Source organism: Photobacterium sp. WH77, from assembly GCF_022014395.1.
Lineage (GTDB): Bacteria > Pseudomonadota > Gammaproteobacteria > Enterobacterales > Vibrionaceae > Photobacterium > Photobacterium arenosum.
In genome coordinates this window covers 461,799-488,415 of the sequence record NZ_JAKLTE010000001.1, presented here as the reverse complement: position 1 = coordinate 488,415, position 26,617 = coordinate 461,799, and the positions used below count along the sequence as shown (strand labels likewise).

Annotated in this window: 19 protein-coding genes; 3 read left to right on the top strand and 16 right to left on the bottom strand. The window is 52.7% G+C overall.

The genetic code is table 11. The features are described 5' to 3' along the window. Window positions 1-226: 226 nt before the first annotated feature. Together glnB and purL are read right to left on the bottom strand one after the other, a co-directional pair. Window positions 227-565, bottom strand: a complete 339-nt coding sequence (gene glnB / locus L6J37_RS02080; RefSeq protein WP_027252937.1) for a nitrogen regulatory protein P-II — start codon at window positions 563-565, stop codon at window positions 227-229. Between the two features lie 221 nt (window positions 566-786). After that, window positions 787-4,692: a phosphoribosylformylglycinamidine synthase gene (gene purL / locus L6J37_RS02075; protein WP_237793949.1), complete on the bottom strand. Its 3,906-nt coding sequence runs from the start codon at window positions 4,690-4,692 to the stop codon at window positions 787-789. 356 nt (window positions 4,693-5,048) lie between these two features. On the opposite strand from purL, the gene mltF reads away from it, so the two are divergent. Then, window positions 5,049-6,590: a membrane-bound lytic murein transglycosylase MltF gene (mltF, locus tag L6J37_RS02070; protein ID WP_269093320.1), complete on the top strand. Its 1,542-nt coding sequence runs from the start codon at window positions 5,049-5,051 to the stop codon at window positions 6,588-6,590. Window positions 6,591-6,736: 146 nt separating this feature from the next. Here the strand turns inward: mltF and tadA are convergent, their stop codons facing one another. After that, window positions 6,737-7,222, bottom strand: coding sequence for a tRNA adenosine(34) deaminase TadA (gene tadA, locus L6J37_RS02065; protein ID WP_330872733.1), 486 nt, complete (start codon window positions 7,220-7,222; stop codon window positions 6,737-6,739). 168 nt (window positions 7,223-7,390) lie between these two features. On the opposite strand from tadA, the gene L6J37_RS02060 reads away from it, so the two are divergent. Beyond that, a complete protein-coding gene (locus L6J37_RS02060; protein WP_269093318.1) occupies window positions 7,391-8,509 on the top strand; it encodes an S-(hydroxymethyl)glutathione dehydrogenase/class III alcohol dehydrogenase in 1,119 nt (372 codons plus the stop codon). A gap of 109 nt (window positions 8,510-8,618) precedes the next feature. Here L6J37_RS02060 and L6J37_RS02055 read toward each other — a convergent pair whose 3' ends face one another. From L6J37_RS02055 to guaB, 3 genes are all read right to left on the bottom strand, one after another. After that, on the bottom strand, window positions 8,619-10,175 hold the full coding sequence (locus tag L6J37_RS02055) for an AbgT family transporter (RefSeq protein WP_237793948.1): 1,557 nt from the start codon (window positions 10,173-10,175) through the stop codon (window positions 8,619-8,621). A gap of 267 nt (window positions 10,176-10,442) precedes the next feature. Next, window positions 10,443-12,020, bottom strand: a complete 1,578-nt coding sequence (guaA, locus tag L6J37_RS02050; RefSeq protein ID WP_192017000.1) for a glutamine-hydrolyzing GMP synthase — start codon at window positions 12,018-12,020, stop codon at window positions 10,443-10,445. Between the two features lie 110 nt (window positions 12,021-12,130). Further along, complete coding sequence (gene guaB, locus L6J37_RS02045; protein ID WP_192016999.1) at window positions 12,131-13,597, bottom strand: IMP dehydrogenase; 1,467 nt, start codon at window positions 13,595-13,597, stop codon at window positions 12,131-12,133. A 293-nt stretch (window positions 13,598-13,890) separates the two neighbouring features. Between guaB and xseA the strand changes: the two genes are divergently transcribed. Beyond that, complete coding sequence (gene xseA / locus L6J37_RS02040) at window positions 13,891-15,240, top strand: exodeoxyribonuclease VII large subunit (protein ID WP_192016998.1); 1,350 nt, start codon at window positions 13,891-13,893, stop codon at window positions 15,238-15,240. A gap of 17 nt (window positions 15,241-15,257) precedes the next feature. Here xseA and L6J37_RS02035 read toward each other — a convergent pair whose 3' ends face one another. The 10 genes from L6J37_RS02035 to L6J37_RS01990 form a co-directional block, all read right to left on the bottom strand. Further along, the gene (locus tag L6J37_RS02035) at window positions 15,258-16,871 is read right to left on the bottom strand and encodes an ABC transporter ATP-binding protein (RefSeq protein ID WP_192016997.1); all 1,614 of its coding nucleotides are present in this window, start codon (window positions 16,869-16,871) and stop codon (window positions 15,258-15,260) included. Between the two features lie 151 nt (window positions 16,872-17,022). Next, window positions 17,023-17,262 carry a zinc ribbon domain-containing protein gene (locus tag L6J37_RS02030; protein WP_192016996.1) on the bottom strand — a complete coding sequence of 80 codons (240 nt, stop codon included), beginning with the start codon at window positions 17,260-17,262 and terminating at the stop codon, window positions 17,023-17,025. Window positions 17,263-17,690: 428 nt separating this feature from the next. Beyond that, the gene (gene der / locus L6J37_RS02025) at window positions 17,691-19,199 is read right to left on the bottom strand and encodes a ribosome biogenesis GTPase Der (protein WP_192016995.1); all 1,509 of its coding nucleotides are present in this window, start codon (window positions 19,197-19,199) and stop codon (window positions 17,691-17,693) included. Between the two features lie 152 nt (window positions 19,200-19,351). After that, window positions 19,352-20,509 carry an outer membrane protein assembly factor BamB gene (bamB, locus tag L6J37_RS02020; RefSeq protein WP_192016994.1) on the bottom strand — a complete coding sequence of 386 codons (1,158 nt, stop codon included), beginning with the start codon at window positions 20,507-20,509 and terminating at the stop codon, window positions 19,352-19,354. Window positions 20,510-20,521: 12 nt separating this feature from the next. Beyond that, window positions 20,522-21,133 carry a YfgM family protein gene (locus tag L6J37_RS02015; RefSeq protein ID WP_192016993.1) on the bottom strand — a complete coding sequence of 204 codons (612 nt, stop codon included), beginning with the start codon at window positions 21,131-21,133 and terminating at the stop codon, window positions 20,522-20,524. Between the two features lie 13 nt (window positions 21,134-21,146). Beyond that, on the bottom strand, window positions 21,147-22,415 hold the full coding sequence (gene hisS, locus L6J37_RS02010; protein WP_218382774.1) for a histidine--tRNA ligase: 1,269 nt from the start codon (window positions 22,413-22,415) through the stop codon (window positions 21,147-21,149). Between the two features lie 120 nt (window positions 22,416-22,535). Next, entirely contained in the window at window positions 22,536-23,651 is a 1,116-nt protein-coding gene (ispG, locus tag L6J37_RS02005; protein WP_192016991.1) for a flavodoxin-dependent (E)-4-hydroxy-3-methylbut-2-enyl-diphosphate synthase, read from the bottom strand. Between the two features lie 14 nt (window positions 23,652-23,665). After that, window positions 23,666-24,658: a cytoskeleton protein RodZ gene (rodZ, locus tag L6J37_RS02000; RefSeq protein WP_192016990.1), complete on the bottom strand. Its 993-nt coding sequence runs from the start codon at window positions 24,656-24,658 to the stop codon at window positions 23,666-23,668. Next, window positions 24,648-25,418: a type IV pilus biogenesis/stability protein PilW gene (gene pilW / locus L6J37_RS01995; protein WP_192016989.1), complete on the bottom strand. Its 771-nt coding sequence runs from the start codon at window positions 25,416-25,418 to the stop codon at window positions 24,648-24,650. Before pilW ends, rodZ begins: the two co-directional genes overlap by 11 nt. Window positions 25,419-25,463: 45 nt before the next feature. Then, the gene (locus L6J37_RS01990; protein WP_218382771.1) at window positions 25,464-26,585 is read right to left on the bottom strand and encodes a bifunctional tRNA (adenosine(37)-C2)-methyltransferase TrmG/ribosomal RNA large subunit methyltransferase RlmN; all 1,122 of its coding nucleotides are present in this window, start codon (window positions 26,583-26,585) and stop codon (window positions 25,464-25,466) included. Window positions 26,586-26,617 lie beyond the last annotated feature (32 nt).

The following is a 26,617-nucleotide window of genomic DNA, read 5'->3' as shown; positions in this document are numbered from 1 at the left end:
AGACACTGAAACAGAAGGATGATCAGACTGTTTTCAACGTCAGATACAGGCAACGTCAGCAAACAGGCAAAATCAGATTGGCTAAGGCATCAATGCGGCAGGGAAAACTGGATATTAAATAATCAGATCGAGAATCAGAGATGGCTCCATAAAGCACAGCCCCGGCACAAGGCCGAGGCTGCAAGGAGTAGCATAATGTTTGCGAAAACAATTCGTTACAGAGCAATCAGATCGCGTCTTCGTCTTCTTCACCGGTACGGATACGGACAACACGTTCAATATCAAACATGAAAATTTTACCGTCGCCGATCTTACCGGTTTGGGCCGTTTCGATGATGGTGTCGACACATTGCTCGGCCACATCATCGGTCACCACGATTTCCAGTTTCACTTTAGGCAGAAAATCCACCATGTATTCCGCACCGCGGTACAGTTCAGTATGGCCTTTCTGACGACCGAAACCTTTCACTTCGGATACTGTCATACCCGTGATCCCCACCTCTGCCAGGGCCTCACGCACATCATCCAACTTGAATGGCTTTATAATGGCTTCGATTTTTTTCATATCACAATATCCTTTGCTCAGCGGGGGTCGATTAAACAGGGACCGTTTTCGACGCCGGAAAGGCCCCATTATCACAGATTTTTCATAGAAAACTCAACGGCTCCCTATAAACTTACACCATTTTCTGATTCGCCGGCGCCTGCTGTCAGCGCAGAAAAAAACCGCTGCGAAATGCAGCGGTTTTCCTATCATCAGCCAGTCAGACATCAGGCTGCGAAAGATTAGCCCAGATTGACGCGCGCATTACGGAACATACGCATCCAAGGGCTGTTTTCGTTCCAGTCATCAGGATGCCAGGAGTTAGCCACAGTACGGAACACACGCTCCGGGTGAGGCATCATGATAGTCACCCGGCCATCCTGGGTTGTCAGGCCGGTAATGCCGTTAGGGGAACCATTCGGGTTGGCCGGATAGTTCTGCGTGACATTGCCGTAGTTATCAAGGAAACGCAGCGCAACCGTTCCTGACTGCTCAATGGCCGACAGATGCTCAGCATTACGCACTTCCACGCGACCTTCACCGTGCGACACTGCAATTGGCATACGCGAACCGGCCATGCCGTTCAGGAACAGTGAATCGCTCTGCTGCACTTCTACCAGGCTGAAACGGGCTTCAAAACGCTCCGACTCATTGCGCACGAAACGCGGCCACAGCTCAGCTCCCGGGATCAGGTCGCGCAGATTAGACATCATCTGACAACCGTTACACACGCCCAATGCGAAGGTGCTGTCACGGTGGAAGAAACGCTCAAACTGATCACGGGCCATGTTATTAAACAGCACAGACTTGGCCCAGCCTTCACCGGCACCCAGTACGTCACCGTACGAGAAACCGCCACAGGCCACCAGACCATTAAAGCCATCCAGTTCCACACGCCCGGACAGAATGTCACTCATGTGAACATCGCGGGCATCGAAACCAGCACGATCGAAGGCTGCTGCCATCTCAACGTGGGAGTTCACACCCTGCTCACGCAGAATGGCCATCTTAGGACGGGCACCGGTAGCGATAAATGGCGCGGCCACATCTTCGTTGATATCAAAGCTCAGCGAAGCACTCAGACCCGGATCCTGGCTGTCTTTCTTAGCCTCAAATTCCTGCACAGCGCCAGCAGGATTATCACGCATCGCCTGCATCTGATAGGTGGTTTCCGCCCAGATAGCGCGCAGCTCAGTGCGGTTTTGATCCAGCACCAGATCGTTCCCGTTCCAGATACGGACTGCGTCTTCGTCAACCACAGTCCCTATCACATGGCTGCACGATGCCAGACCGTACTTCGCCAGCTCGTTTTCAACCAGTGCCAGATCATCAGTCCGCACTTGCAGGACTGCCCCCAGCTCTTCGTTGAACAGCATAGCCAGTACATCGTCACAACTGTCGCCGTCTGTGGTGTTGATATCCACTTCAACACCGGTATGACCGGCAAAAGCCATTTCAGCCAGCGTCACATACAGGCCGCCGTCGCCACGGTCATGGTACGCCAGCAGTTTTTCGTCCCGCACCAGCTTTTGTACTGCGTGGAAGAAACCTTTCAGCAGTTCAGGGCTGTCAACGTCCGCAGGCTTATCACCCAGTTGTTTGTAGACCTGCGCCAGTGCTGTCGCACCCAGACGGTTCTTACCGCAGCCGAGATCGATCAGGATCAGGCTGGAGTCGCCTTGGTCGGTACGCAGCTGTGGGGTTACGGTTTTACGCACATCTTCCACGCGACCAAAGGCCGTGATCACCAGAGACAGCGGAGAAGTAACTTCTTTCTCTTCGCCGTTCTCCTGCCACTTGGTCTTCATCGACATGGAGTCTTTACCCACCGGAATGGTCAGGCCCAGCGCCGGACACAACTCCTCGCCCACCGCTTTAACGGCTTCGTACAGACCGGCATCTTCACCCGGGTGACCGGCTGGTGACATCCAGTTGGCCGACAGTTTAATCCGCTTCAGATCGCCGATATCGGCACTGGCAATGTTAGTGAGCGCTTCACCGACAGCCAGGCGGGAAGAAGCGGCAAAGTCCAGCAGCGCCACAGGGGTACGCTCACCCATAGACATGGCTTCGCCATGGTAGGTGTCATAACTGGCTGCGGTGACCGCACAGTTGGCAACCGGCACCTGCCAGGGACCGACCATCTGATCACGGGCAACCAGACCGGTCACCGTGCGATCGCCAATGGTGATCAGGAAGGTTTTCTCGGCAACGGCTGGCAGACGCAATACGCGATGGCTCGCTTCTGCCAGTTCAATCCCGGCACGGTTAATCGCACTGCCCTGCACCTTCTGTGTGGTCACATCACGGTGCATTTTAGGTGGCTTGCCCAGCAGAATGTCCAGCGGCATGTCGATTGGCGTGTTATCAAAATGACTGTCATCCAGCGTCAGATGACGCTCTTCCGTTGCTTCGCCCACCACAGCATACGGTGCACGCTCACGCTGACAGATAGCATCAAAGACAGCCATATGCTCAGGGGCAACCGCCATAACGTAACGCTCCTGGGATTCATTACACCAGATTTCCAGCGGGCTCATGCCTGGTTCGTCGTTAGGAACATCACGCAGCTGGAACTTACCGCCGCGCTCGCCATCGTTCACCAGCTCAGGCAAGGCATTGGAGATACCGCCCGCGCCGACATCGTGGATAAAGGCAATCGGGTTGTCATCACCCAGCTGCCAGCAACGGTCGATCACTTCCTGACAACGGCGTTCCATTTCCGGGTTTTCACGCTGTACCGAGGCAAAATCCAGATTTTCCGCCGACTGGCCGGATGCCATGGAAGATGCCGCGCCGCCGCCCAGACCGATATTCATTGCCGGGCCACCCAGCACGATCAGCTTGGCACCAACCGGAATTTCTTTCTTCTGAACATGATCTTCACGGATGTTACCCATACCACCAGCAATCATAATCGGCTTGTGGTAACCGCGAATTTCTTCGCCATTGTGGGAAGTGACTTTTTCTTCATACGTCCGGAAGTAACCCAGCAGGTTAGGACGGCCGAACTCATTGTTGAATGCCGCGCCACCGAGCGGGCCTTCCAGCATGATATCCAGCGCAGTCACGATACGGCCAGGCTTACCAAAATCCGTTTCCCATGGCTGCTCAAAACCCGGCACACGCAGGTTAGAGACAGTAAAGCCCACCAGGCCGGCTTTGGGTTTACCGCCGATCCCTGTTGCGCCTTCATCACGAATTTCACCGCCTGAACCGGTCGATGCACCCGGCCAGGGTGAAATCGCCGTCGGGTGGTTGTGGGTTTCCACTTTCATCAGGATGTGCGCCGCTTCCTGATGGTAGTTGTACTGGCGGTTTTCCGCATCCGGGAAGAAACGCCCTACCTCAGAGCCGGTCATCACAGCGGCGTTATCTTTATAGGCCGACAGCACATACTCGCTGTTCTGCTCATAGGTATTTTTGATCATCTTGAACAGTGACTTTTCCTGATCGACACCGTCGATAGTCCAGTCAGCGTTAAAGATTTTATGACGGCAGTGCTCAGAGTTTGCCTGGGCAAACATCATCAGCTCAATGTCGTTCGGGTTGCGACCCAGCTTGGTAAAGTTCTCAACCAGATAATCAATTTCGTCCTCGGCCAGTGCCAGGCCCAGTGCGATATTGGCGTCTTCCAGCGCGCGGCGACCGCCGGCCAGGATATCCACGCTCTGCAGCGGTGCCGGTTCGGCATGACGGAACAGGGCTTCAGCCTGAGCAACATCGTCAAAGACGACTTCCATCATACGATCATGCAGCAGCCCTTTAAGCACAGACAGCTGGTCTTGGCTCAGCGCTGCGTCGGTTTCGACATAATATGCCGTGCCGCGCTCAAGGCGTTTGATTTGCTCCAGACCGCAGTTATGGGCGATATCTGTTGCTTTGGAAGACCAGGGAGAAATGGTGCCGGGACGCGGAGTGACCAGGAACAAGCTACCCGTAGGTTCATGTTCGGCAATCGTAGGGCCATAGGTGAGCAGGCTGGTCAGCGTACCCAGCGCTTCGCTGTTAAGCGGCGATGCCAGCTCAGCAAAGTGCATGTATTCGGCGTAGATGCCGGTGACAGGCAGACCGGACTCTTGGCAACGCGCTAGCAGCTTGTTGACACGAAACTCAGACAGTGCGGGTGAACCACGCAAAATTTCCATGTGCGTACGACTCTCGATTAGCAGTTGAATGAAGGTGATATTGGCCTGCTCCCCAGCCGGGAATCACGTCAATGTCACCTTGTTCAGCGCCCTTTTTTCTCACTTGTCCGGGAGGAAAAATTACGATGGGCGATAGTATAAGGGAAAACACAGTGTGACGTAACACCTGACGCAACCGTTTGCGCTATTTTTTTTCAATCCGGCTGATATCCACAGCGATCTTTGACTACCAGCCCAAAATCGGACATTTTTTCACCTAAATCCAGACCGCCGGATAAGATCAAAGGGGGTCGGCTTTGTCCTGAATGCGACCTTTGGTATAAAGAACGACTGAATAAATAAATGAGCATGCATTATTGAGACGAGTAGTTTTTGCCACTAATCTCCGCGCCTTTGTCGCCATACTACTGACAGCATTGACATTATCTGGCTGTCAGTGGGAAAGCGACACCCGCACTGAGCTGGAACGGATACGCGACAGTGGCGTTTTGCGCATTGGCACGCTGAATAACCAGATTTCCTACTATATAGGTCCGGACGGCCCTACCGGGCTGGATTATGACCTTGCGCAGCGCTTCGCAGACAAACTGGGGGTAAAGCTGGAAATGCAGCCTTTGTTCTCCTTATCCGGCCTGTTTCCGGCATTGAAACGGGGTGATGTCGATCTGCTTGCTGCCGGCCTGACCATGACGCCGGAGCGTGTACGCATGTTCCGGGCTGCGCCGGCCTATTACTATGCCAGCCAGATCCTGGTTTACAAGAAGGGTCAATGGCGGCCGCGTGATCTTGCCGATCTGTCTCAGAACAAGGGGTCTCTGACCGTCGTTCGCGACTCCAGTCATGAGAAAACGCTGGATGTTGTCAAGAAAGACCACCCGACCCTGGTGTGGCAGACCATTGATGAAATTGACAGCGAGGAGCTGCTGCGCCAGGTCGCCGCCGGTGAGCTGGACTATACCGTCGCAGACTCGGTTGATGTCGCCCTCAGCCAGCGTATCCACCCCGATATTGCTGTGGCCCTTGAGCTGACAGATGACGAGCCCATAGGCTGGTTCATGGAACAGAGCAATGACGATAGCCTTTATGCGCTGCTGATTGAGTTTTTCGGTGAACTGAAACAAAGCGGTGAACTCGCCAAGCTGGAAGAAAAGTATTTCGGCCATGTTGATCAGTTCGATTATGTCGATACGCGCGCCTTTTTAAGGGCGCTGGAAACCAAGCTCCCTCGCTGGGAAGGCACATTTAAGAAGTACGCCAGCGAATTTGACTGGCGATTGCTGGCAGCCCTGTCTTATCAGGAATCGCACTGGAACCCCAGAGCCGTTTCGCCCACAGGGGTGCGCGGCATGATGATGCTGACACTGCCAACGGCCAAATCCGTCGGGGTCCAGAACCGGTTGGATCCGGAGCAGAGTATCCGCGGCGGTACGGATTACCTGAGAAAGATGGTCGCCCGCGTGCCCGACAGCATTGAAGAGCATGAAAAGGTGTGGTTTGCCCTGGCCTCTTATAATGTCGGCTTCGGCCATATGATGGATGCCCGCCGCCTGACCAAAAAGCAAGGCGGCAACCCGGATGCCTGGAGTGATGTCAAACAGCGGCTGCCGCTGCTACGGCAACGTAAATACTACCGGCAAACCCGCTATGGATATGCCCGTGGCGATGAAGCGCTGCTGTATGTGGAAAACATCCGTCGCTACTATCAGAGCATCATAGGCTACGAACAGGCGCACAGTCAGCCGGTGAACAGCGAAGGGATCCGTCTGGTTGATGACTGGCAGACAATTACCCCGGCCGAGCAGGAAGGCAACGCAAATAATACAGTTAGCGACACCGCCGAACAGACGCTGGATGAGGTGCTGGATAAAACCAAAGCTAACAAAAGCGTGAGCCGCTGATCCTTTCAGCGGCAGATCTTTCGGGGAAAGGCGCGCCACTGCCGTAACAGGGAGTGACAGAACGAAGTAAACGGGTGGCAGGCTTTGTCACCCGTTTTTTATGGGTCTTTTTTGTGGCTGTCCTGAGTTGCAGGGGCCTGATCGGCCTACTGCCTCAGGGCTTTTTTCTCGGCACGGCGGCGTTTAAAAAAGGCCTGCAGCTGCTGGCGACACTCAGCATCCAGCACCCCGCCCTGAAACGCCACATGGTGATTCACCCCTGAATAACTGAGCAGGTTCATCACACTGCCCGCGGCCCCGGTTTTCGGATCCGGCGCGCCGAAAACGACCCGGCCGATGCGGCTGTGCACCATGGCCGCTGCGCACATAGGGCAAGGCTCCAGCGTGACATACAGCACCACATCCAGCAGGCGGTAATTGCTGCATACTTTTCCGGCCTGACGCAACGCCATGATTTCTGCGTGTGCCGTGGCATCATGCTGACCGATGGAACGGTTCCAGCCTTCACCGATCACCCGGCCATTGAGTACAGCAACGGCGCCGACAGGAACTTCACCTTCGGCTTCAGCCAGGCTTGCCAGTTCAATGGCACGCCGCATAAAAAATTCATCCTGACTGTTGATGTCACTCACCACGGTGTCTCTGATCTCACAAGGTTTGGGCGGAGGATTATAAGCCAAGCGCCGCCTCCTCTCCAGTGCCTAAGCGTCATGATGACAGCGACCCGCCCCGCAGTGGGCACAATGGCTAAATCTCTCCTACTTTATATGAATAGTTACCGCTGCTGAGAGACCACCATCATGGACACTATTAAATCCCGGGCCGCCATTGCCTGGGGACCGAATCAGCCCCTGACCATAGAAGACGTCGATGTCCAGCTCCCCAAAGCCGGTGAGGTACTGGTGCGTATCGTCGCCTCAGGCGTCTGCCATACCGATGCGTTTACCCTGTCGGGAGAGGATCCGGAAGGGATCTTCCCCGCCATTCTCGGCCACGAAGGGGGCGGCATTGTTGAGAAAATCGGTGCCGGGGTCACCACAGTACAAGTGGGCGACCATGTTATTCCTCTCTACACCCCGGAATGCGGAGAATGTAAATTCTGTCTGTCGGGCAAAACCAATCTGTGTCAGAAAATTCGCGACACCCAGGGCAGAGGGCTGATGCCGGACGGCACCACACGTTTCTCCCTCAATGGCGAGCCGATTTATCACTACATGGGCTGCTCAACCTTCTCTGAATACACTGTGCTGCCTGAAATTTCAGTGGCGAAAGTGAATCCGGCCGCCCCGCTGGAAGAAATCTGCCTGCTCGGCTGCGGGGTCACAACCGGAATGGGGGCCGTGCTCAATACAGCGAAAGTGCATAAAGGCAATACAGTCGCCATTTTCGGCTTAGGTGGCATTGGCCTGTCCGCCATCATAGGCGCCACCATGGCCGGGGCATCCCGCATTATTGGTATTGATATCAATGACCATAAGTTCGCTCTGGCTAAAAAGCTGGGCGCCACCGACTGTGTGAATCCCAAGGATCACGACAAGCCTATCCAGGAGGTCATCATTGACATGACAGATGGCGGCGTCGATTTTTCTTTTGAGTGTATCGGCAATGTCAACGTCATGCGCTCAGCACTGGAGTGCTGCCACAAGGGCTGGGGAGAGTCGGTTATCATAGGCGTTGCCGGTGCGGGTCAGGAAATCTCCACCCGGCCATTTCAGCTGGTCACTGGACGGGTCTGGCGCGGCACCGCCTTTGGCGGCGTTAAAGGCCGTACCCAATTGCCCGATATCGTGGAGCGTTACCTTCAGGGTGAATTTCAGCTGCACGATTTCATCACACATACCATGCCGCTGGATGATATCAACCAGGCCTTTGAACTGATGCATCAGGGTAAGAGTATACGTTCTGTGATTCACTACTGAACCGGGACCATGGCATGAAGCTGGACAATGTCAGTGACAACAAATGTTTTATCGCACAGCGCCCGGCAGGTACCGGGCGCTGTAGTATCTGACTGGCACTTAGGCCTGATCAGAAACCCAGGGGCAGACCGAAGGCAAAGAAGATCACCAGCACAACTGTCCACATCAGCAGGAAAGCCGCCGAGTAAGGCACCATCATGCTAATCACATCCCCGAATTTCAGTTCAGGTTTATATTTGCGCATAAAGGCCAGCACAACACCGGCATAGGTCATCATAGGGGTAATGATATTGGTTGAAGAATCGGCAACACGGTAAGCGGCGGTCACCAAATCAGGGGTTATATTCGGGTTCACCTGATACAGCATGGGCACAAAGATCGGCCCCAACAGCATCCATTTCGACGTCATGCCGCCCACAAACAGGTTGATGAAAGCCGTGGTCAGGATAAAACCGATAATCAGCGCAACCGGGAATGACTGCAGTCCCAGCGAGCCTAAGAAGGTCGCGCCCAGATAGGTCACGTAAGTGCCAAGGCCGGAGTAACTGAGCATAGCCAAAAAGTTATAGCAGAAGAAAGTCAGCACCAGAATATAGCCCATGGTATTCATTTGCTTGACCATGGCTTTGACCACATCCTGCAGCGATGTGAACTTGCGGGTAGTCACCCCATAACAAAGGCCCACCACAACAAACACAAACGAAATCAGCAGAATGACATTGTCCAGATATGGCGTAACTTGCTGGCCAGCAGCATTGGTATAGGGAGCCAGCGGGCCTGTCGCCAGCAGATAAATACCCAGCAGAGCCGCAAGCAGCCCCAATCCCGCCATCCGCAACCCTTTTTGCTCTTGCGCCGTCAGTTTGAAATCATCCAGTTTGAGATCATCCGGCAGCTCATAGCTCATGGCAGACAAGCGCGGGGCCACAAAACGTTTGGTCACCCAGGCGCCAACCAGGGTCAGCATAATCGTCGAGACAACGATAAAGTAATAATGCATGGTGGCAGGGTTAAGTGGCTCACCGCTGGCCGTGGTAAATGGCACACCCTGCGATTCGGCAAAAATACGGGCATTGACACCCAGGATGACATCAGAAGGCGTCGCTGGGATCAGGTTCGCACTAAAACCCGCCGACACACCGGCAAATGCTGCAGCCATGCCAATCAAAGGGTTCTTGCCCAACCCGGCATACAAAAGGCCAGCCAGCGGGATCAGCACCAGATAACCGGCATCGCTGGCAACGGATGACATGATGCCCAGGAACACGACCATATAAGGCAGCCAGCGATCACTGATGTGCAGGCCGACTTTCTTTATCAGCGCGGCCAGTAATCCGGAATGTTCTGCAATGCCCACCGCCAGCATCACAATCAGAATCACGCCCAGCACACCGCGCCCAAACGCCAGCCAGTTCTGCAGCAATGCATTATCGAACAGCCAACGGACATGCTCAGTATCCAGCATATTCTTAATACTGTGTGTGACTGCACCGCCGTCAGCCCCCATCACGTCAAACTGCATACCGCCAATCAGGCTGGTCAGCACCAGCACAACGGCGAACAAGAACATGAAAATCACCACAGGATCGGGGATTTTCTGCCCGGCGCGTTCAATGAACGCGATAATGCCCCGCGATTTTTGGCCAGGACTCAAGGCTTCACTCATAGTCGTACTTCCTTATTAAATCGAATGAGTATAAAAATCGCTAAAGACTACCCCATCAATGCAAGTCAGTAAAACCATTAATGATTAATATAGAAGCATAAAGATAAGACAAAAAATCAAATAATTAGAATAAATAACCAAACGGTGATTTATTTAAAGTTTGTTAAACCGCAATAAGTCTTAAGGTATTCCTGATGACAGGAAAAAGAAAAAGGCGCCTTGCAGGCGCCTTTCTTCAATAATTATGACTGTATTTGAATAAGGAAATTATTCCCACTCAATCGTCGCTGGTGGTTTACCGGAGATGTCGTAAACCACGCGGGAGATACCGTCCACTTCGTTGATGATGCGGTTGGATACCTTACCCAGGAAGTCGTATGGCAGGTGTGCCCAGTGGGCTGTCATGAAGTCGATGGTTTCTACCGCGCGCAGCGATACCACCCAGTCGTACTTACGGCCATCGCCCATTACACCGACAGAACGAACCGGCAGGAAGACAGTGAAGGCCTGAGAAACCTTGTTGTACAGGTCGGCTTTATGCAGTTCTTCAATGAAGATGGCATCCGCACGGCGCAGCAGGTCACAGTATTCTTTCTTCACTTCGCCCAGCACACGCACACCCAGACCTGGTCCAGGGAACGGGTGACGGTACAGCATGTTGTACGGCAGACCCAGTTCCAGACCAATCTTACGCACTTCGTCTTTGAACAGCTCTTTGAGCGGCTCAACCAGACCCATAGCCATATCTTCCGGCAGGCCACCTACGTTGTGGTGCGACTTGATGACATGTGCTTTGCCGGTTTTAGACGCCGCAGATTCGATCACATCAGGGTAGATAGTGCCCTGAGCCAGCCACTTGGCGTTTTGCAGCTTCTTCGATTCTTCATCGAACACATCAACGAACACGTGACCGATGATCTTACGCTTGGCTTCCGGATCCGCTTCACCGGCCAGAGCCGACAGGAAACGCTGTTCTGCTTTGACATGCACAATGTTCAGACCAAAATGATCGCCGAACATTTCCATCACCTGCTCACCTTCGTTCAGACGCAGCAGACCGTTATCAACAAACACACAGGTCAGCTTGTCGCCGATAGCACGGTGGATCAACATAGCCACAACCGATGAATCAACACCGCCGGACAGGCCCAGAATCACTTCATCGTCACCTACCTGATCCTTGATGCGGGCAATGGCATCCTCAATGATGGTAGATGGCGTCCACAGCTTCTCACAGCCACAGATGTTGAGAACAAAGTTTTCCAGCAGACGCAGACCCTGACGGGTATGAGTCACTTCCGGGTGGAACTGCACACCGTAGAAGTGTTTCTCTTCGTTCGCCATCGCGGCGTACGGGCAGGTCTCAGTGGCGGCGACTTTCACGAAATCAGCAGGGATTTCGACTACTTTGTCACCGTGGCTCATCCAGACGTCCAGCAGGGCGTTACCGTCTTCTGCCACAGCGTCTTCAATATTTTTCAGCAGCGCCGTTGGCTCAATCACTTCAACCTGCGCATAACCAAACTCACGCACGTGGGAACCGGCCACTTTTCCGCCCAGTTGCTCAGCCATGGTCTGCATGCCGTAACACACACCCAGAACAGGCACACCAGCTTCAAAAACATACTGAGGGGCGCGAGGTGAATTCTCTGCCGCGACACTCTCCGGACCACCAGACAGGATAATACCGTTAGGATTGAAATCGCGGATATCCGCCTCTTCCACATCCCAGCTCCACAGTTCGCAGTACACGCCGATTTCACGGATACGACGTGCGATCAGCTGTGTGTATTGGGAACCAAAGTCCAGGATAAGAATACGTTGATCATGAATATTTGTGGTCATTCGGGCAGTCTCAAATATCAATTGCAATCAAAAGGGGCGGCTCACCACCCCAGGAAAAATCGTCGGATTAACGCAGACCGGCTGCCTCAGCAACCGGTCCAGTCCGTGTGTTATGAGCCCATACGGTAGTTAGGCGCTTCTTTGGTGATAGTCACATCGTGAACGTGCGACTCTTGCATACCCGCACCGGAGATACGGACAAATTCCGCTTTGGTGCGCAGGTCTTCAATCGTTGGTGAGCCGGTCAGGCCCATGCTTGAGCGCAGGCCGCCCATTTGCTGGTGTACGATTTCTTTCAGGTGGCCTTTATAAGCGACACGCCCTTCAATACCTTCAGGTACCAGTTTGTCAGCCGCATTGTCTGTCTGGAAGTAACGGTCAGAAGACCCTTTAGACATCGCACCCAGAGAGCCCATACCACGGTATGACTTGTAGGCACGCCCCTGATACAACTCGACTTCACCCGGCGCTTCATCGGTACCGGCAAACATAGAGCCGACCATAACGCAGGATGCGCCCGCCGCAATGGCTTTACACATGTCACCGGAGAAACGGATACCGCCGTCGGCAATCACAGGGATATCATATTCATTAGCGACAGCCGCTGCATCAGCAATCGCCGTAATTTGAGGTACACCCACGCCGGTCACGATACGGGTTGTACAGATTGAACCCGGGCCAATACCCACTTTCACTGCACTGACACCGGCTTCGATCAAGGCACGCGCACCTTCTGCCGTCGCCACGTTACCGCCGACAATCGGCAGCTCAGGGAAAGCCGCACGGGTTTCGCGGATACGCTGCAGTACACCTTCAGAGTGACCGTGAGACGAGTCAATCAGCAGCACATCGACACCAGCTTCTACCAGCGCTTTCACGCGCTCTTCGTTACCGGCACCTGCGCCAACGGCAGCACCCACACGCAGACGACCCTGCTCATCTTTGCAGGCATTCGGCTTACGCTCGGCTTTCTGGAAGTCTTTGGCAGTGATCATGCCTTTAAGCTGGAACTGGTCATTCACCACCAGTACTTTCTCGACGCGATGCGCTTGCATCACGGCTTCGACTTCTTCACGGGACGCACCTTCCGTCACAGAAGCAAGACGCTCTTTCGAGGTCATCACGCTTTCTACTTTCTGTGTCAGGTCGGTCACGAAACGGATATCACGGCCGGTAATGATACCCACCAGCGCGTGGTTGTCATCTACAACAGGGAAACCGGCAAAGCCGTTTTCTTCCGTCAGACGTTTCACATCAGAAATGGTTTGGTAAGGCTTCACCGTCACCGGCTCCTGCACGACACCGGCTTCAAATTTCTTCACCATGCGCACTTCACGTGCCTGTTGCTCAATTGACATATTCTTGTGAATAAAGCCAATTCCCCCTTCCTGGGCCAACGCAATTGCCAGTCGGCCTTCCGTTACTGTATCCATGGAGGCAGATACCATAGGGATATTCAGAGTAATGGTCTTGGTCAGACGGGTGCGCAGATCGGCAGTGTTAGGAAGAACAGTCGAATGTGCCGGAACTAGCAGGACATCATCAAAGGTCAAAGCTTCTTGTTTGATACGTAACATCGCAATATCTCACACCATGTAAGGTTTTAAAGAAGGGATAAAATATTGCGAACAAATTATACGTACGAAGCAAACGTTTGGCTAGAAAAAATTAAATCTTTTTTATTGACACTTTTCCGTTGATACGTAATATATTCCGGTTTAAGTGACCAAGCTGCGGGCCGTAGTTCAGGGCCTCTCTGCGCCTGTACGCTTTTCAGCCTTCCTTGCGGCTACATTCATTTGATACTGCTATCAAAATCGTGCACCATCCTCTTCAGAACTAATTTCCTGCAACCACAGGTTTCCTTGTCGTGAGTCTTTACAGTACTGCCTCATCCCAGAATTCGCGTATCTATACAGTGTCCAGTCTGAATGCTCAGGTTCGCCTTTTGCTTGAGAATGAAATGGGGGTTGTCTGGCTGGTCGGTGAATTGTCTAACTTTTCAGCGCCGGTGTCCGGTCACTGGTATTTCACCCTGAAAGACGCCCGGGCACAGGTTAAATGCGCCATGTTCCGGGGCAACAACCAGCGTGTCACCTTTCGCCCGGCGAACGGCAACCAGGTGTTAGTGAAAGCGCGGCTGTCGCTCTACGAGCCACGGGGCGATTATCAGCTGATTATCGACAGCATGCAGCCCGAAGGGGATGGCCGTCTGCAGCAGCAGTTCGAAAAACTGAAAATGCAGCTGGCAGCAGAAGGATTGTTTGCCCAGACACTGAAAAAAACGCTGCCTGAGCAACCTAAACGGGTGGGCATTATCACCTCAAAAACCGGGGCTGCCCTGCACGATATTCTCCAGGTGCTCAAGCGCCGGGATCCCAGTTTACCTGTCGTTATCTACCCCACTATGGTACAGGGTGAAGGCGCCGCTATCTCGATTGCGCAGGCCATAGGCCGAGCCAACACACGCCTGGAATGTGATGTGCTGATTGTGGGACGTGGCGGCGGCTCACTGGAAGATTTATGGGCCTTTAACGAGGAAATTGTGGCCCGCACCATCGCAGCCAGCCAGATCCCCATTATCAGTGCGGTCGGTCATGAAGTGGATGTGACGATCGCAGACTTTGTCGCCGACATGCGGGCACCCACACCTTCCGCCGCCGCCGAACTGGTCAGCCGCGATCTCAGCGCACAGATGCAGAAAATCCATCAGCACCAGCAACAACTGCGGCATGCAATGCGGCACTATCTGTCCGTCAGGCAAAGCCAGCTCGTTCGCTGGCAACACAGGCTGGATCGCCAGCATCCGCAAGTACAACTTAACCAGCAAAGCCAGCGCCTGGATGAGCTGAGAAGCCGTCTGGAACGGGCGATGCGCAAGCAGGTGTCAGACCGTCAGCAACACCTGCATCGCAGTGACTATAAACTGATGCTGCATTCACCGGCCCATCAGCTGGAAAGGTTAGGTACTCAGCTGGCCACCAACCAGCGTCGTTTACTCGATGCCATGGACCGCAGGCTCGTTAAAGCCAGCCACCAGCTGGCTCTGGCGACTGAAAAACTCGATGCCGTCAGCCCGCTGGCAACACTGGCCCGGGGTTATTCGATTACCCGCGACGAGAACGGCCAGGTGATCCGCAGTGCCAGCCAGGTTAACACCGGTGATACACTGCAAACCACGCTGGCCGATGGCAATATACGCTCTATAGTCAGCGACTAGTATCATCGCTCATCCTGTCAGGCAGCGACTTCCACCAACATACAGGCGCTGATCAGACGTTGGGTATACGCCTGCTGCGGATGGTCAAAAATCTGCTCAGGCGTACCCTGCTCGACCACCTCACCACGCTGCATCACCATCACATGGTCTGAAATGGCACGCACAACGGCCAGATCATGGCTGATAAAGACATAACCAATGTTATGGCGACGCTGAATGTCTTTGAGCAACTCCAGCACAGTGAGCTGTACCGAGCGGTCTAACGCCGATGTCGGTTCATCCAGCAGAATAAACTTAGGCTCAGAGACCAAGGCGCGGGCAATCGCAATCCGCTGTCGCTGACCGCCGGAAAACTCATGCGGATAGCGGTTGATACTGGCGGGATCCATGCGCACCTCGTCCAGTGCTTTTCGCGCCTTCTGGATGCGCTCACTTTTTGTCATTTGGGTAAAAACAGTCAGAGGTTCAGTGATGATCTCACCGATGGTCATCCGGGGTGACAGTGAACCATAGGGGTCCTGAAAGACCATCTGCATGTGACGCTTGAGTTCAAAACGCTCTCTGGCCGTCATCTCGCCCAGTTTCCTGCCATCAAAGCTGACAGCACCACTAAACGGCAGCAATTGCATCAGAGCGCGGCCGAGAGTGGATTTTCCCGAACCGGATTCACCAACAATTCCCAGCGTTTCTCCCTGCCGTAATGTCAGACTGATGCCCTTCACCGCATCCAGGTGTTCGATCGGCTGGCCCAGCCAGTTTGACTTCAGCACATAGCTGACTTTGATATCCTGGGCGTCCAGGATAACGGGGGCGTGATGCTTATCGCTCACCTCGCCCGGCTTAGGCTCAGCGTCAAGCAGCATTTTGGTGTACGGGTGCTCTGGCGCATGAAAGACCTTGTCAACATGACCGGCCTCAACCACTTCGCCTTTACACATCACCACCACATCATCGGCAAAATGGCGCACCACACCAAGGTCATGGGTAATAAACAGAATTGCCATCCCCATCTCAGCCTGGATCTCTTTAAGTAACGACAGCACTTCTGCCTGCACTGTGACATCCAGCGCTGTGGTCGGCTCATCCGCAATCAGCAGGTCAGGCTTATTCGCCAACGCCATGGCAATCATGATCCGCTGTAGCTGCCCGCCGGAGAACTCATGAGGATAGTGACGAAGTCGCTTGCGCGGCTCAGGAAGCTGTACCCGCTCAAAGAGCACCAGCGTTTCTTCCATCGCCTCTTTTCGCGTGACATCGCGGTGGCAGCGAATCGCTTCAGCCACTTGCTCCCCAATTGGCATATAGGGATTGAGCGAAGTCATAGGCTCCTGGAAGATCATTGCTATCTTACCACCTCGGTAGCCCCGCAACACGTTTTCCGGCAGCGATAATAAATCGGTTCCCTGAAAATGAATCTGGCTGTCGGGATCGACCCAGGCATTTTTCGGCAGCAGCCCCATGACAGCGCCAGAAGTGACGGATTTACCTGAACCCGACTCCCCCACCAGTGCCAGAGTCTGGCCTTTGTCCACACTAAAGCTGATTTGCTTTACCGCATCAACGATGCCTGTCTCCATGGTGAATGATACTGACAGCTTGTCTACCGTCAGCAGCGGACACTGCTTATCCATACCGGAATCCTTTTCCTGATCTTAATAAATGATAATTATTAGCAAATGAGAATAAATCAAAGGAGTGGAATTGGCTATCAATGAGTATGGTTCATGCGGTAAAAAGTGAGAAAACCCGTCACAGATCGGCTTTCGCACTGGTAGTAACAGGTCACTCCGTGGTTTTATCTGCCAGAGTATAAGTGATCAAGGCTTGAGACTTTGACTTGAGTTCATTGCAGTGCGCACAGAAATAACTGGTGGCACCACAAGCATTGAGGCTTTCTAACGGGTGTCCGCAATCGTGACAAGTGGCATGTTTTATCGCCCTGCGTTCGCAGTGAAGACAAAAATAGCCTTGATGCTGCCAGACAAGATTGAGCCGGCATTCCGGACAAAGTGGCTGAGACATATCGCACGCTCCTGAGTATGCAGATCAGTGTTATCTGCTTAAGTGTATCAATAGCAGAGATCGGCAACAGTGGCTTGATCAACGACAAAGTCCCGGCTGATCAGCGATCACCTCCAAAAAGAACATTTATCAATACAGTTCCCGAAAGCATAAGTTACATGTTCTGTATATGAATTTTAAACAGCACAAAAGTCTAACCAAGTGTTCTATTTAGATAAGATCCAGCATATATGGAAATTCGAAATCAGTTCGCTTGCTCGCCTGTCAGTGCTGTATTTACAGGGGCTTAGCGTCATAGTGATACGATCAAAAACAAGTCTGCTAACAGGATAATCTTCGCTCATCGATCCCTTTCCCCCGGTAACATGATCCTCTGGCGGTTTGCTCTGATCAAAAAAAACCCGGCTCAATCAGCCGGGTCTGGGTGTTTACTGGTTGCGGTCCCTGTTCTTCAGGGCATTGGTCAGGCGTTTACGCTGCCGCTCCTGAGACACAGTCAGCTTCTGACGTTTCTCATTACCAAATGGGTTATCACTGTTATGGAAGTGAATCCGGATCGGTGTTCCCATCATGTCCAGTGTCTTACGGAAGTAGTTCATCAGATAACGCTTATAGGAACCCGGCAGGTCGTTCACCTGGTTCCCATGCACCACAACGATGGGCGGATTATAACCCCCTGCGTGGGCATATTTCAGTTTCACCCGGCGGCCGCGGATCATAGGCGGCTGGTGGTCATCCTGTGCCATTTGCATAATACGGGTCAGCAGGGAGGTACTGATACGCTTAGTCGCCGACTGGTACGCTTCCTTCACAGATTCGTACAAATGGCCCACACCCGTGCCGTGCAGGGCAGAGATAAAGTGGATGCGAGCAAAATCGACAAAGCCAAGCCGGCGATCAAGCTCTGATTTCACCCGCTCTTTGACTTCGTTATCCAATCCATCCCACTTGTTCACTGCGATAACCAGCGAACGGCCGGAATTGAGCGCAAAACCAAGCAGGCTCAAATCCTGATCCGAAATATTTTCACGGGCATCAATGATCAGCAGCACCACGTTGGCATCTTCAACGGCTTTCAGTGTCTGGATAACCGAGAATTTCTCTACCGCTTCATTCATATTCTTGCGGCGACGCACACCTGCGGTATCAATCAGCACGTACTCCTGACCGTCCCGCTCCATCGGAATGTAAATGGAGTCACGCGTGGTGCCGGGCATGTCGTAAACAACAACACGCTCTTCACCGAGAATCCGGTTAGTCAGAGTCGATTTGCCCACATTCGGGCGACCGATAATCGCCAGTTTGATAGGTTGTTCCTGCAGTCGCTTATAGGCAGCTTCTGCATCTTCTTCTGTCAGGTTAGCCTTTTCGATGGCATTGGCGGAATCCAGGCTTTCGATATCGACAAAGCCGTCATCTTCCTCGGCCTGGCGTGCTTTCCATTCTTCAACGAAAGGTGCCAGTGCACGCTCCATCAGCGCGGTCACACCACGGTTCTGGGCTGCGGCGATCTGATACATAGCATCCACGCCCAACTGCCAGAAATCCGCACAGGCGCTGTCGGCATCAATACCGTCAATTTTATTCACAACTAAAAATGTCGGTTTCTGACGGCTGCGAAGGTGCTTGGCAATGGCTTCATCCGATGCGGTAAGGCCAGCACGGCCATCAACCAGAAACAGTACAACATCTGCTTCTTCGATGGCGGTTAGCGATTGCTCCGCCATTTTGGTCTCGACACCTTCCTCGGAACCATCAATACCGCCGGTGTCGATGACAATGAATTCGTTCTCTTCGAGCTCTGCTCGACCGTACTTACGATCCCTGGTTAGGCCAGGAAAGTCAGCGACCAGCGCATCCCGGGTGCGGGTAAGACGGTTAAACAACGTCGATTTACCCACATTCGGGCGCCCGACAAGGGCAACTACAGGAATCATAATGAGTTTACCTCTATCTTTTTCATCATCTTAATGACAGTAATGTCTGTCTCAAACGACAATCACTACGTCAAGGGTAGAATAACAACGGCCCCTGATGTGAATACAAACAGGAGCCGAAGCGTTAATCTTATCACAGAATATGCCTGTGACTAAGGCAAATGCATTTTGCTCAATTTGCCTTCTCGGGTCACCACCAGGTAGCCATCTGACAGCGCTAACGGCGGGATAGCAATGCCGCTGCCATCGGTTTGCTGCTGGGCAAGAAATTCACCCGTATGGGTATCCAGCCAGTGCAGATAGCCCAGGCTGTCACCCAGCACTAATTTCCCATTGATCACAGACGGAGCACTGAGAATGCGGTGAGCAAGCTCAGTATTTTGCCACAGCTCTGTGCCACTGCGAATATCCACGGCTACCAGGTGATCCTCTGCCGTTACCAGAAACAGCAAGCCGCTGTCGATCACAAAGTCAGTCGCTGAAGAGTAGTTGCGTTTCCACACCTGTTGGCCACTACGCAGATCAATGGATACCAGATTGCCGTTGTATCCGGCAGCATACAGGCGGTCACCGTTAATCACAGGTGCAGCATCGACGTCGACCAGGCGATCAATTTCCGTCGCTCCCTGCGGCTGGCCGATAGGCTGTTGCCACAAAAGCTGGCCGTTACGAATGAAAGCACCCGCCAACCGACCGTTGGCCTGCCCCCAGAATACTCCGCCGGAGATAGACACAGGCGAGCTGTCACCACGCAGCGTCAACGATGGTACTTCGCTGCTGATTTGCCATTTAGACGCACCGGTTTCTGCATCTAAAGCCTGTAGAATGCCGCGGCTGGTGTTCACCAGCAGCAGGCCTTCATCCGCCAGTGGTTTAGCCAGCACTTCGCCATCAATATCAACACGCCAGGCTTGCTCACCGGTTTCTGCATCCAGCGCAATAACTTCAGCATTTTCACTGCCGATAAAGACTTTGTTGTAAGCCACCGTCAGGCCGCCAGACAACTTAGCATTGTCGCTGCCGGCAATCTCGTGCTCCCACACGCTCTTACCCGTCGCCGGATCTAAAGCTTCCACCTTGCCTTCACGGCTGGCTACAAACAACTTCCCGTATCCCGTCACCGGAGACAGACGCGAGTAATAATGCTGTACGCCTTCATCAATATTGCGTGTCCAGTCCTGAACAGGCGTGAACTGGTTTTCAACCGCAGGAAGAGGTGCCATTTGCACCGCTTCTTCTTCACTGGCACAGCCGCTCAATACACCAATAGCGACAGCGAGCGCTACAGCTTGCTTCAATAGCTTTCGCATACTCTGTCGCCTTTACTGGGCCAGATCGTCAAGTTTAATTTGCAGTGCCGGAGAAGCGCCCAGTTGCTGTGCGCTGATATAAGCATCACGAGCTCCTGATTTATCCCCTTTCTGCAGCAAAATATCACCGCGCAGTTCAGCCACTTTACCCTGCCAGCTTTCCGCTTTCACTTTGTCCAGTTCCGCCAGTGCATTGTCGTAAGACTGCTGAGCCGCCAGAATTCGCGCCAGTCGGGTGTGAGCCACAGGCAACAGAGCAACATCTTCTGTATGACTGATAGCCCAGTTTAACTGCTCTGCTGCAGCGTCCAGTTCACCTTTATCCACCTGCACTTTGGCCAGTTGCAATGCAGCCAGCACCGCATACTGACTGCTTGGGTTATCATTGATAAACGTCTGAGCCTGACTGACAGCCTCGTCGCTGCCACTGTCCAGAGCCTGTACAGTCTGAGTATAAGCTTCAGAAGCCAGTTCCTTAGCAGCCTGCACTTCTCCCTGATAATAACGCCAGCCATACAGGCCGCCCAGGCCAAGTACGGCACCAAGCACAACGGCTTTACCGTTCTCTTTCATCCATGCCTTGATGGATTCAATCTGTTGCTCTTCTGTGGTATTGACGTCCACGTCCTGTCCTCTCTTAAATCAATTCTGCCAGCTTAGCGGCAACCTCTGCCTGAGCCAATGTTTGCTGCTCACCGCCACGGAGATCCTTAACGACTACAGTACCTTCTGCAATTTCGTTCTCCCCCAGAACCAGAGCAACAATCGCACCCACGTTATCTGCGCGTTTAAACTGTTTCTTGAAGTTACCGCCACCAAAGTGATTCATCACTCTCAGTCCCGGTACGGCTTCGCGCAGGGTTTCAGCCAGCTTCATGCCTGCCATCAGTGTACCTTCACCGGCAGTCACTACGTAGACATCTACACTGCGGCGAACGTCGGTCAGCTCCAGGGTTTCCAGCATCAGTACCAGACGCTCCAGGCCCATAGCAAAGCCCACGCCTTGCGTCGCTTTGCCACCCAGCTGTTCAACCATACCGTCATAGCGGCCACCACCACATACAGTGCCTTGGGCACCCAGGCTGTCGGTGATCCACTCAAAAACCGTGCGGTTATAATAATCCAAACCACGCACAAGGCGTTCATTTACCTGGTATTCGATGCCAGCAGCGTCTAATAGTTCACACAAACCTGAAAAATGCGCCTTGGAATCATCATCCAGATAGTCAGACAAGGTCGGCGCATCGGTCAAAATCGCTTGTATATCTTTATTTTTGGTATCCAGCACACGAAGAGGATTGGTGTACATACGGCGCTTGCTGTCTTCATCGAGCACGTCAAGATGCTGCTCAAGGAATGCAATCAAAGCATCGCGATACGCGGCACGGGCTTCAGAAGAACCAATAGAGTTCAGCTCCAGGCGTACATGCTTATCAATGCCCAGTTCACGCCACAAACGTGCCGTCATCATGATCAGTTCTGCATCAACATCCGGCCCTTCAATGCCAAACACTTCTACGCCAAACTGATGGAACTGGCGATAACGGCCTTTCTGCGGACGCTCATGGCGAAACATGGGGCCCATATACCACAAACGCTGTTCCTGATTGTACAGCAGGCCATTTTCTATACCGGCACGTACACAACCTGCTGTCCCTTCAGGGCGCAGTGTCAGGCTGTCACCGTTGCGGTCTTCAAAGGTATACATTTCCTTTTCGACCACATCGGTCACTTCACCGATGGCACGCTTAAACAAATGCGTCATCTCGACAATCGGCATACGAACTTCATTGTATCCGTAAGCGCTGACGACTTGTTTCGCGGTATTTTCCACTTTCTGCCAAAGCGGAGACTGAGTTGGGAGGCAATCGTTCATGCCTCGAATTGCTTGAATTTGTTTCGCCACGTTGATTCTCAATTAACCGATGGGGATTAAGTTCGAATGAATAGAACTGAATATATAAGTTATGCAGGACGTTGTGAACCTTACCCCGAAGGATTCCGGGGTAAGTCAGACAGAAAAGGCTTACTTTTCGATGACGTCAATCCGGTTCCGCTGATCCATCATGGACGCTTTGGCCCGGATCTTGGTTTCCAGCTGATCGATCACATTGTCATTATCAAAACGCTCTTTCTGGCGCACACCGTCTTCATAGAAGGCGCTCTTACGGTTACCGCCGGCAATGCCCATATGGGACACTTCTGCTTCGCCCGGCCCGTTAACCACACAGCCAATGACAGAGACGTCCATAGGAATAGTGATATCTTCCAGGCGCTGTTCCAGCTCGTTAACTGTGCCAATCACATCAAATTCCTGACGTGAACAGGTTGGGCAGGCAATAAAATTAATGCCGCGGGAACGGATTCGCAGGGATTTCAGGATATCAAAACCGACTTTAATTTCTTCGATGGGGTCGGCGGCCAAAGAGATACGCAGCGTATCGCCAATTCCCTCAGCCAGCAGCATGCCCAGGCCAACGGCAGATTTGACGGCGCCGGCACGCGCGCCACCGGCTTCAGTGATACCCAAATGCAAAGGTTGTTTGATCTGCTTTGCCAGCCTGCGGTACGACTCCACAGCCAGAAATACGTCAGAAGCTTTAACACTGACTTTGAATTGATCAAAATTCAGCCGATCCAGAATTTCAACATGACGCATCGCCGATTCAACCAGCGCATCAGGCGTTGGTTCGCCATATTTCTGCTGAATATCTTTTTCCAGCGAGCCGCCGTTTACACCGATCCGGATTGGAATATTGTTGTCGCGAGCACAGTCCACCACAGCACGGATACGATCTTCACGACCGATATTGCCAGGGTTAATGCGCAGACAGTCCACGCCATACTCCGCCACTTTCAACGCAATGCGGTAATCAAAATGAATATCAGCCACCAAGGGCAGATTCACCTGTTGCTTAATCGCTTTAAAAGCTTCAGCCGCATCCATAGTGGGCACTGAAACGCGGACAATATCTGCACCGACTTTTTCCAGTGCGCGGATTTGTGCGACCGTCGCTGCCACATCTGTAGTACGGGTGTTGGTCATTGACTGCACCGCAATCGGTGCACCATCACCAATTGGCACCTTACCCACATAAATTCGGGTGGAAGGACGGCGTTTAATCGGAGACTCGTTATGCATCTTTCATTCTCTGTTTACAACGGCAACTTCAACCTGGCGACTCTGCCAGCCGGGTAGCCGCTCAGATCAACTGGTTCACCTTTGAAGCTCATTGTAACAACACTCGGCGCACCGAGCACTATCTTAAACGGGGCCTGTCCTTCAATAGAGACAACATCGCCGCTGGATTTGATACCTGTATCAAGTTGTTTGCCATTGGCATCACGGATATCAATCCAGCAATCACCGTTAAAAGTCAGTTGCAGATCAGGTGCCGGCGCTTCTTCCGCAACCGGGGCTGTAACGCTAATCAGTGAGTCATTGGCTTCATCAAAAAGCACATTGCCTTCATCATCAATCACGCTGCCCGCAGGCATCTCGCTGGTGCTATTGTTAGCAGCTTCATCGAAGGTGTTGAGCGGTAAATCATCACCGCCAGCAGTATTGCTGTATGGGTCGTCAGCGGGACTCTCTTGCGTTGCCCCTTCCGCAATCGCACTCACGTCGTCTGTGTTCAGCGTTCCCGCCATGTCATCGACCGTACCGGCCAGTGATTCATCCAGAGGCGGATTCGCTGGCGATACTTGCTCAGAAATAACCGGGGTTTCCGTTTTTTGCTCAGTTTGCCACCACCAGGCTGCTGTCATACCGACGATCACAGCCCCCAGCAGCCAGGTCAGGCCCATGACACGGTTATCGTGTTTGTCACGCTTGGTTTTACGTGAAAAACTTTGCATAGTCTGGGCTTGCGGCTGCCCCTGACCAATGCTTTCAAGTTTGTTCAGTACTTCGTTAACATCAAGACCGACAAATTTTGCATACGAGCGGACATAACCACGGGTAAAGGTGGCCATCTGAGCTTCATCAAACCGGTTGTTTTCAATGTCATCGATTACAGACATCCGCAAGCGCAGTCGGCTCGCTACATCCTTTTGAGAATAGCCAAGCTGCTCACGCGCCTGGCGTAGCATATCTCCGGGACGAATGACGTCTTCCGTTACTCGTTCTTCGTTCTGTTCAGTATTCATTGGCTAGATAATTCTGATATTGCTGAGAATCAGGAAATTGTTGTCGCAACAATTCGGCATATTTTTCCACCCGATCAAGGCGACCGCTCTGGCGTGACGACTGAATTTTAAGAACAAGACTATCAGCAGTCTCTCCGTATCGCAGACTGAATGCATCCAGCCTGGCATCGGCCAGCTGGTAATCACCACCAGTCAACTCCAGTCTTGCCAGCTGCAACATAGACAGCGGACGGTAAGGCTCATGATCCAATGCTTTTCTGAAATAATCTGCAGCTTGTGTCGCATCACCATGTTTTATGCTGCACAAAGCCGCATTTTCATACGTCGCTGAAGCCTGAAAATAATCCGGCTGTAAAACAGCACGCATAAAGGCGCTATCTGCTTCATCAAACCGTGCTTCATTACACAAGAATACACCATAGTTATTAAGCACATCGCCATTTTTGGGGGAATATTGCAATGCTCGGACATAGAGCGCTTCAGCTGAACGGTTTTCACCCACTTGTTGGTAATAATGTGCCATGGCAAGTTGTGCTCTGGGGTGATCCGGCGCAACGTCTAAGGCTTTCTGTAAATTTTGCTGTGCTCTCTGCCGCTGACCTTGTTCAAGATAACTGAGTCCGAGTGTCACTCTGGCATCCGCCACCGCAATGGGATCCACACTGCGATCCTTCGCTGTTGGGTCAACGGTTACACAGCCCACTAGCAAACAAGCGGCAAAAAAGCCGCTTGTGATCGGATACAGGGTCCAGCGTATCATAACAACTCCTTGCTCACATCCATTCCGAGCTTTATGTTATTGTTATCAGACTGCTTTTACTGGGATTGGTTCCCCTTTAGCTTGTTTTGCCAGGGTACGTTTTGTGCGGTCAATCACATCACCAACCAATTGTCCGCAGGCGGCGTCGATATCATCACCACGTGTTTTACGCACAGTCACAGTGAAGTCGTACTCCATCAGTGTTTTCATGAAGCGGTCAATCCGTGAATTGCTTGGCTTACGATAAGGGGAACCCGGATACGGATTGAAAGGGATCAGGTTAATTTTCGCCGGGGTGTCTTTCAGCGTATGCGCCAGTTCCCGCGCGTGTTCCATGCCGTCGTTCACATGATCCAGCAGTATGTATTCCACCGTGACTTTGCCGCGGTTGGCATTCGACGATGCGATATAGCGACGTACCACATCCAGGAAAGTTTCGATATTGTACCTGTCGTTAATCGGCATGATTTCGGAGCGCAACTGGTCATTACCGGCGTGCAGAGAAATAGCCAGTGCCACATCTATCTTACCTATCATCTGCTCAAGACCAGACACGACGCCTGACGTTGACACAGTGACACGGCGCTTCGACAGACCAAAACCCAGGTCATCGAGCATGATTTTCAGCGACGGAATCAGGTTTTTCATGTTCAGCAATGGCTCACCCATGCCCATCATGACCACGTTGGTGATAGGACGACGGCCCGTTTCTTTCTCAACACCGATCTCTTTGGCAGCGCGCCATACCTGACCGATAATTTCTGACACTTTCAGGTTACGGTTAAACCCTTGCTGTGCAGTAGAGCAGAATTTACAGTCCAGCGCACAGCCCACCTGAGAAGACACGCACAGGGTGGCACGGTCATCATCGGGAATGTACACAGTTTCAACATCCTGATCGCCGACACGCATGGCCCACTTGATAGTGCCGTCGGCCGAGTGTTGCGCTTCAGATACATAAGGGGCACGAATCTCAGCCACGGCTTTCAGTTTCTCGCGCAGCTTCTTATTGATGTTGGTCATTTGATCAAAGTCATCGCAACCGAAATGATACATCCACTTCATGATCTGATCCGCGCGGAAGGCTTTTTCGCCCAGCTCTTCGGCAAAATACTGCCGCAGTCCTTCGCGATCGAAATCCAGCAGATTGATTTTGGCATTCGTCATCGGTTGTCGCCTCACTAAAAAATGACAGATCC

Excerpts from the sequence above, each read along its gene's own strand:
- glnB (WP_027252937.1), bottom strand. The coding sequence starts at position 565 with ATGAAAAAAATCGAAGCCATTATAAAGCCATTCAAGTTGGATGATGTG.
- purL (WP_237793949.1), bottom strand. The coding sequence starts at position 4,692 with ATGGAAATTTTGCGTGGTTCACCCGCACTGTCTGAGTTTCGTGTCAAC.
- L6J37_RS02060 (WP_269093318.1), top strand. The coding sequence starts at position 7,391 with ATGGACACTATTAAATCCCGGGCCGCCATTGCCTGGGGACCGAATCAG.
- L6J37_RS02055 (WP_237793948.1), bottom strand. The coding sequence starts at position 10,175 with ATGAGTGAAGCCTTGAGTCCTGGCCAAAAATCGCGGGGCATTATCGCG.
- guaA (WP_192017000.1), bottom strand. The coding sequence starts at position 12,020 with ATGACCACAAATATTCATGATCAACGTATTCTTATCCTGGACTTTGGT.
- guaB (WP_192016999.1), bottom strand. The coding sequence starts at position 13,597 with ATGTTACGTATCAAACAAGAAGCTTTGACCTTTGATGATGTCCTGCTA.
- L6J37_RS02035 (WP_192016997.1), bottom strand. The coding sequence starts at position 16,871 with ATGGATAAGCAGTGTCCGCTGCTGACGGTAGACAAGCTGTCAGTATCA.
- L6J37_RS02030 (WP_192016996.1), bottom strand. The coding sequence starts at position 17,262 with ATGTCTCAGCCACTTTGTCCGGAATGCCGGCTCAATCTTGTCTGGCAG.
- der (WP_192016995.1), bottom strand. The coding sequence starts at position 19,199 with ATGATTCCTGTAGTTGCCCTTGTCGGGCGCCCGAATGTGGGTAAATCG.
- bamB (WP_192016994.1), bottom strand. The coding sequence starts at position 20,509 with ATGCGAAAGCTATTGAAGCAAGCTGTAGCGCTCGCTGTCGCTATTGGT.
- ispG (WP_192016991.1), bottom strand. The coding sequence starts at position 23,651 with ATGCATAACGAGTCTCCGATTAAACGCCGTCCTTCCACCCGAATTTAT.
- rodZ (WP_192016990.1), bottom strand. The coding sequence starts at position 24,658 with ATGAATACTGAACAGAACGAAGAACGAGTAACGGAAGACGTCATTCGT.
- pilW (WP_192016989.1), bottom strand. The coding sequence starts at position 25,418 with ATGATACGCTGGACCCTGTATCCGATCACAAGCGGCTTTTTTGCCGCT.
- L6J37_RS01990 (WP_218382771.1), bottom strand. The coding sequence starts at position 26,585 with ATGACGAATGCCAAAATCAATCTGCTGGATTTCGATCGCGAAGGACTG.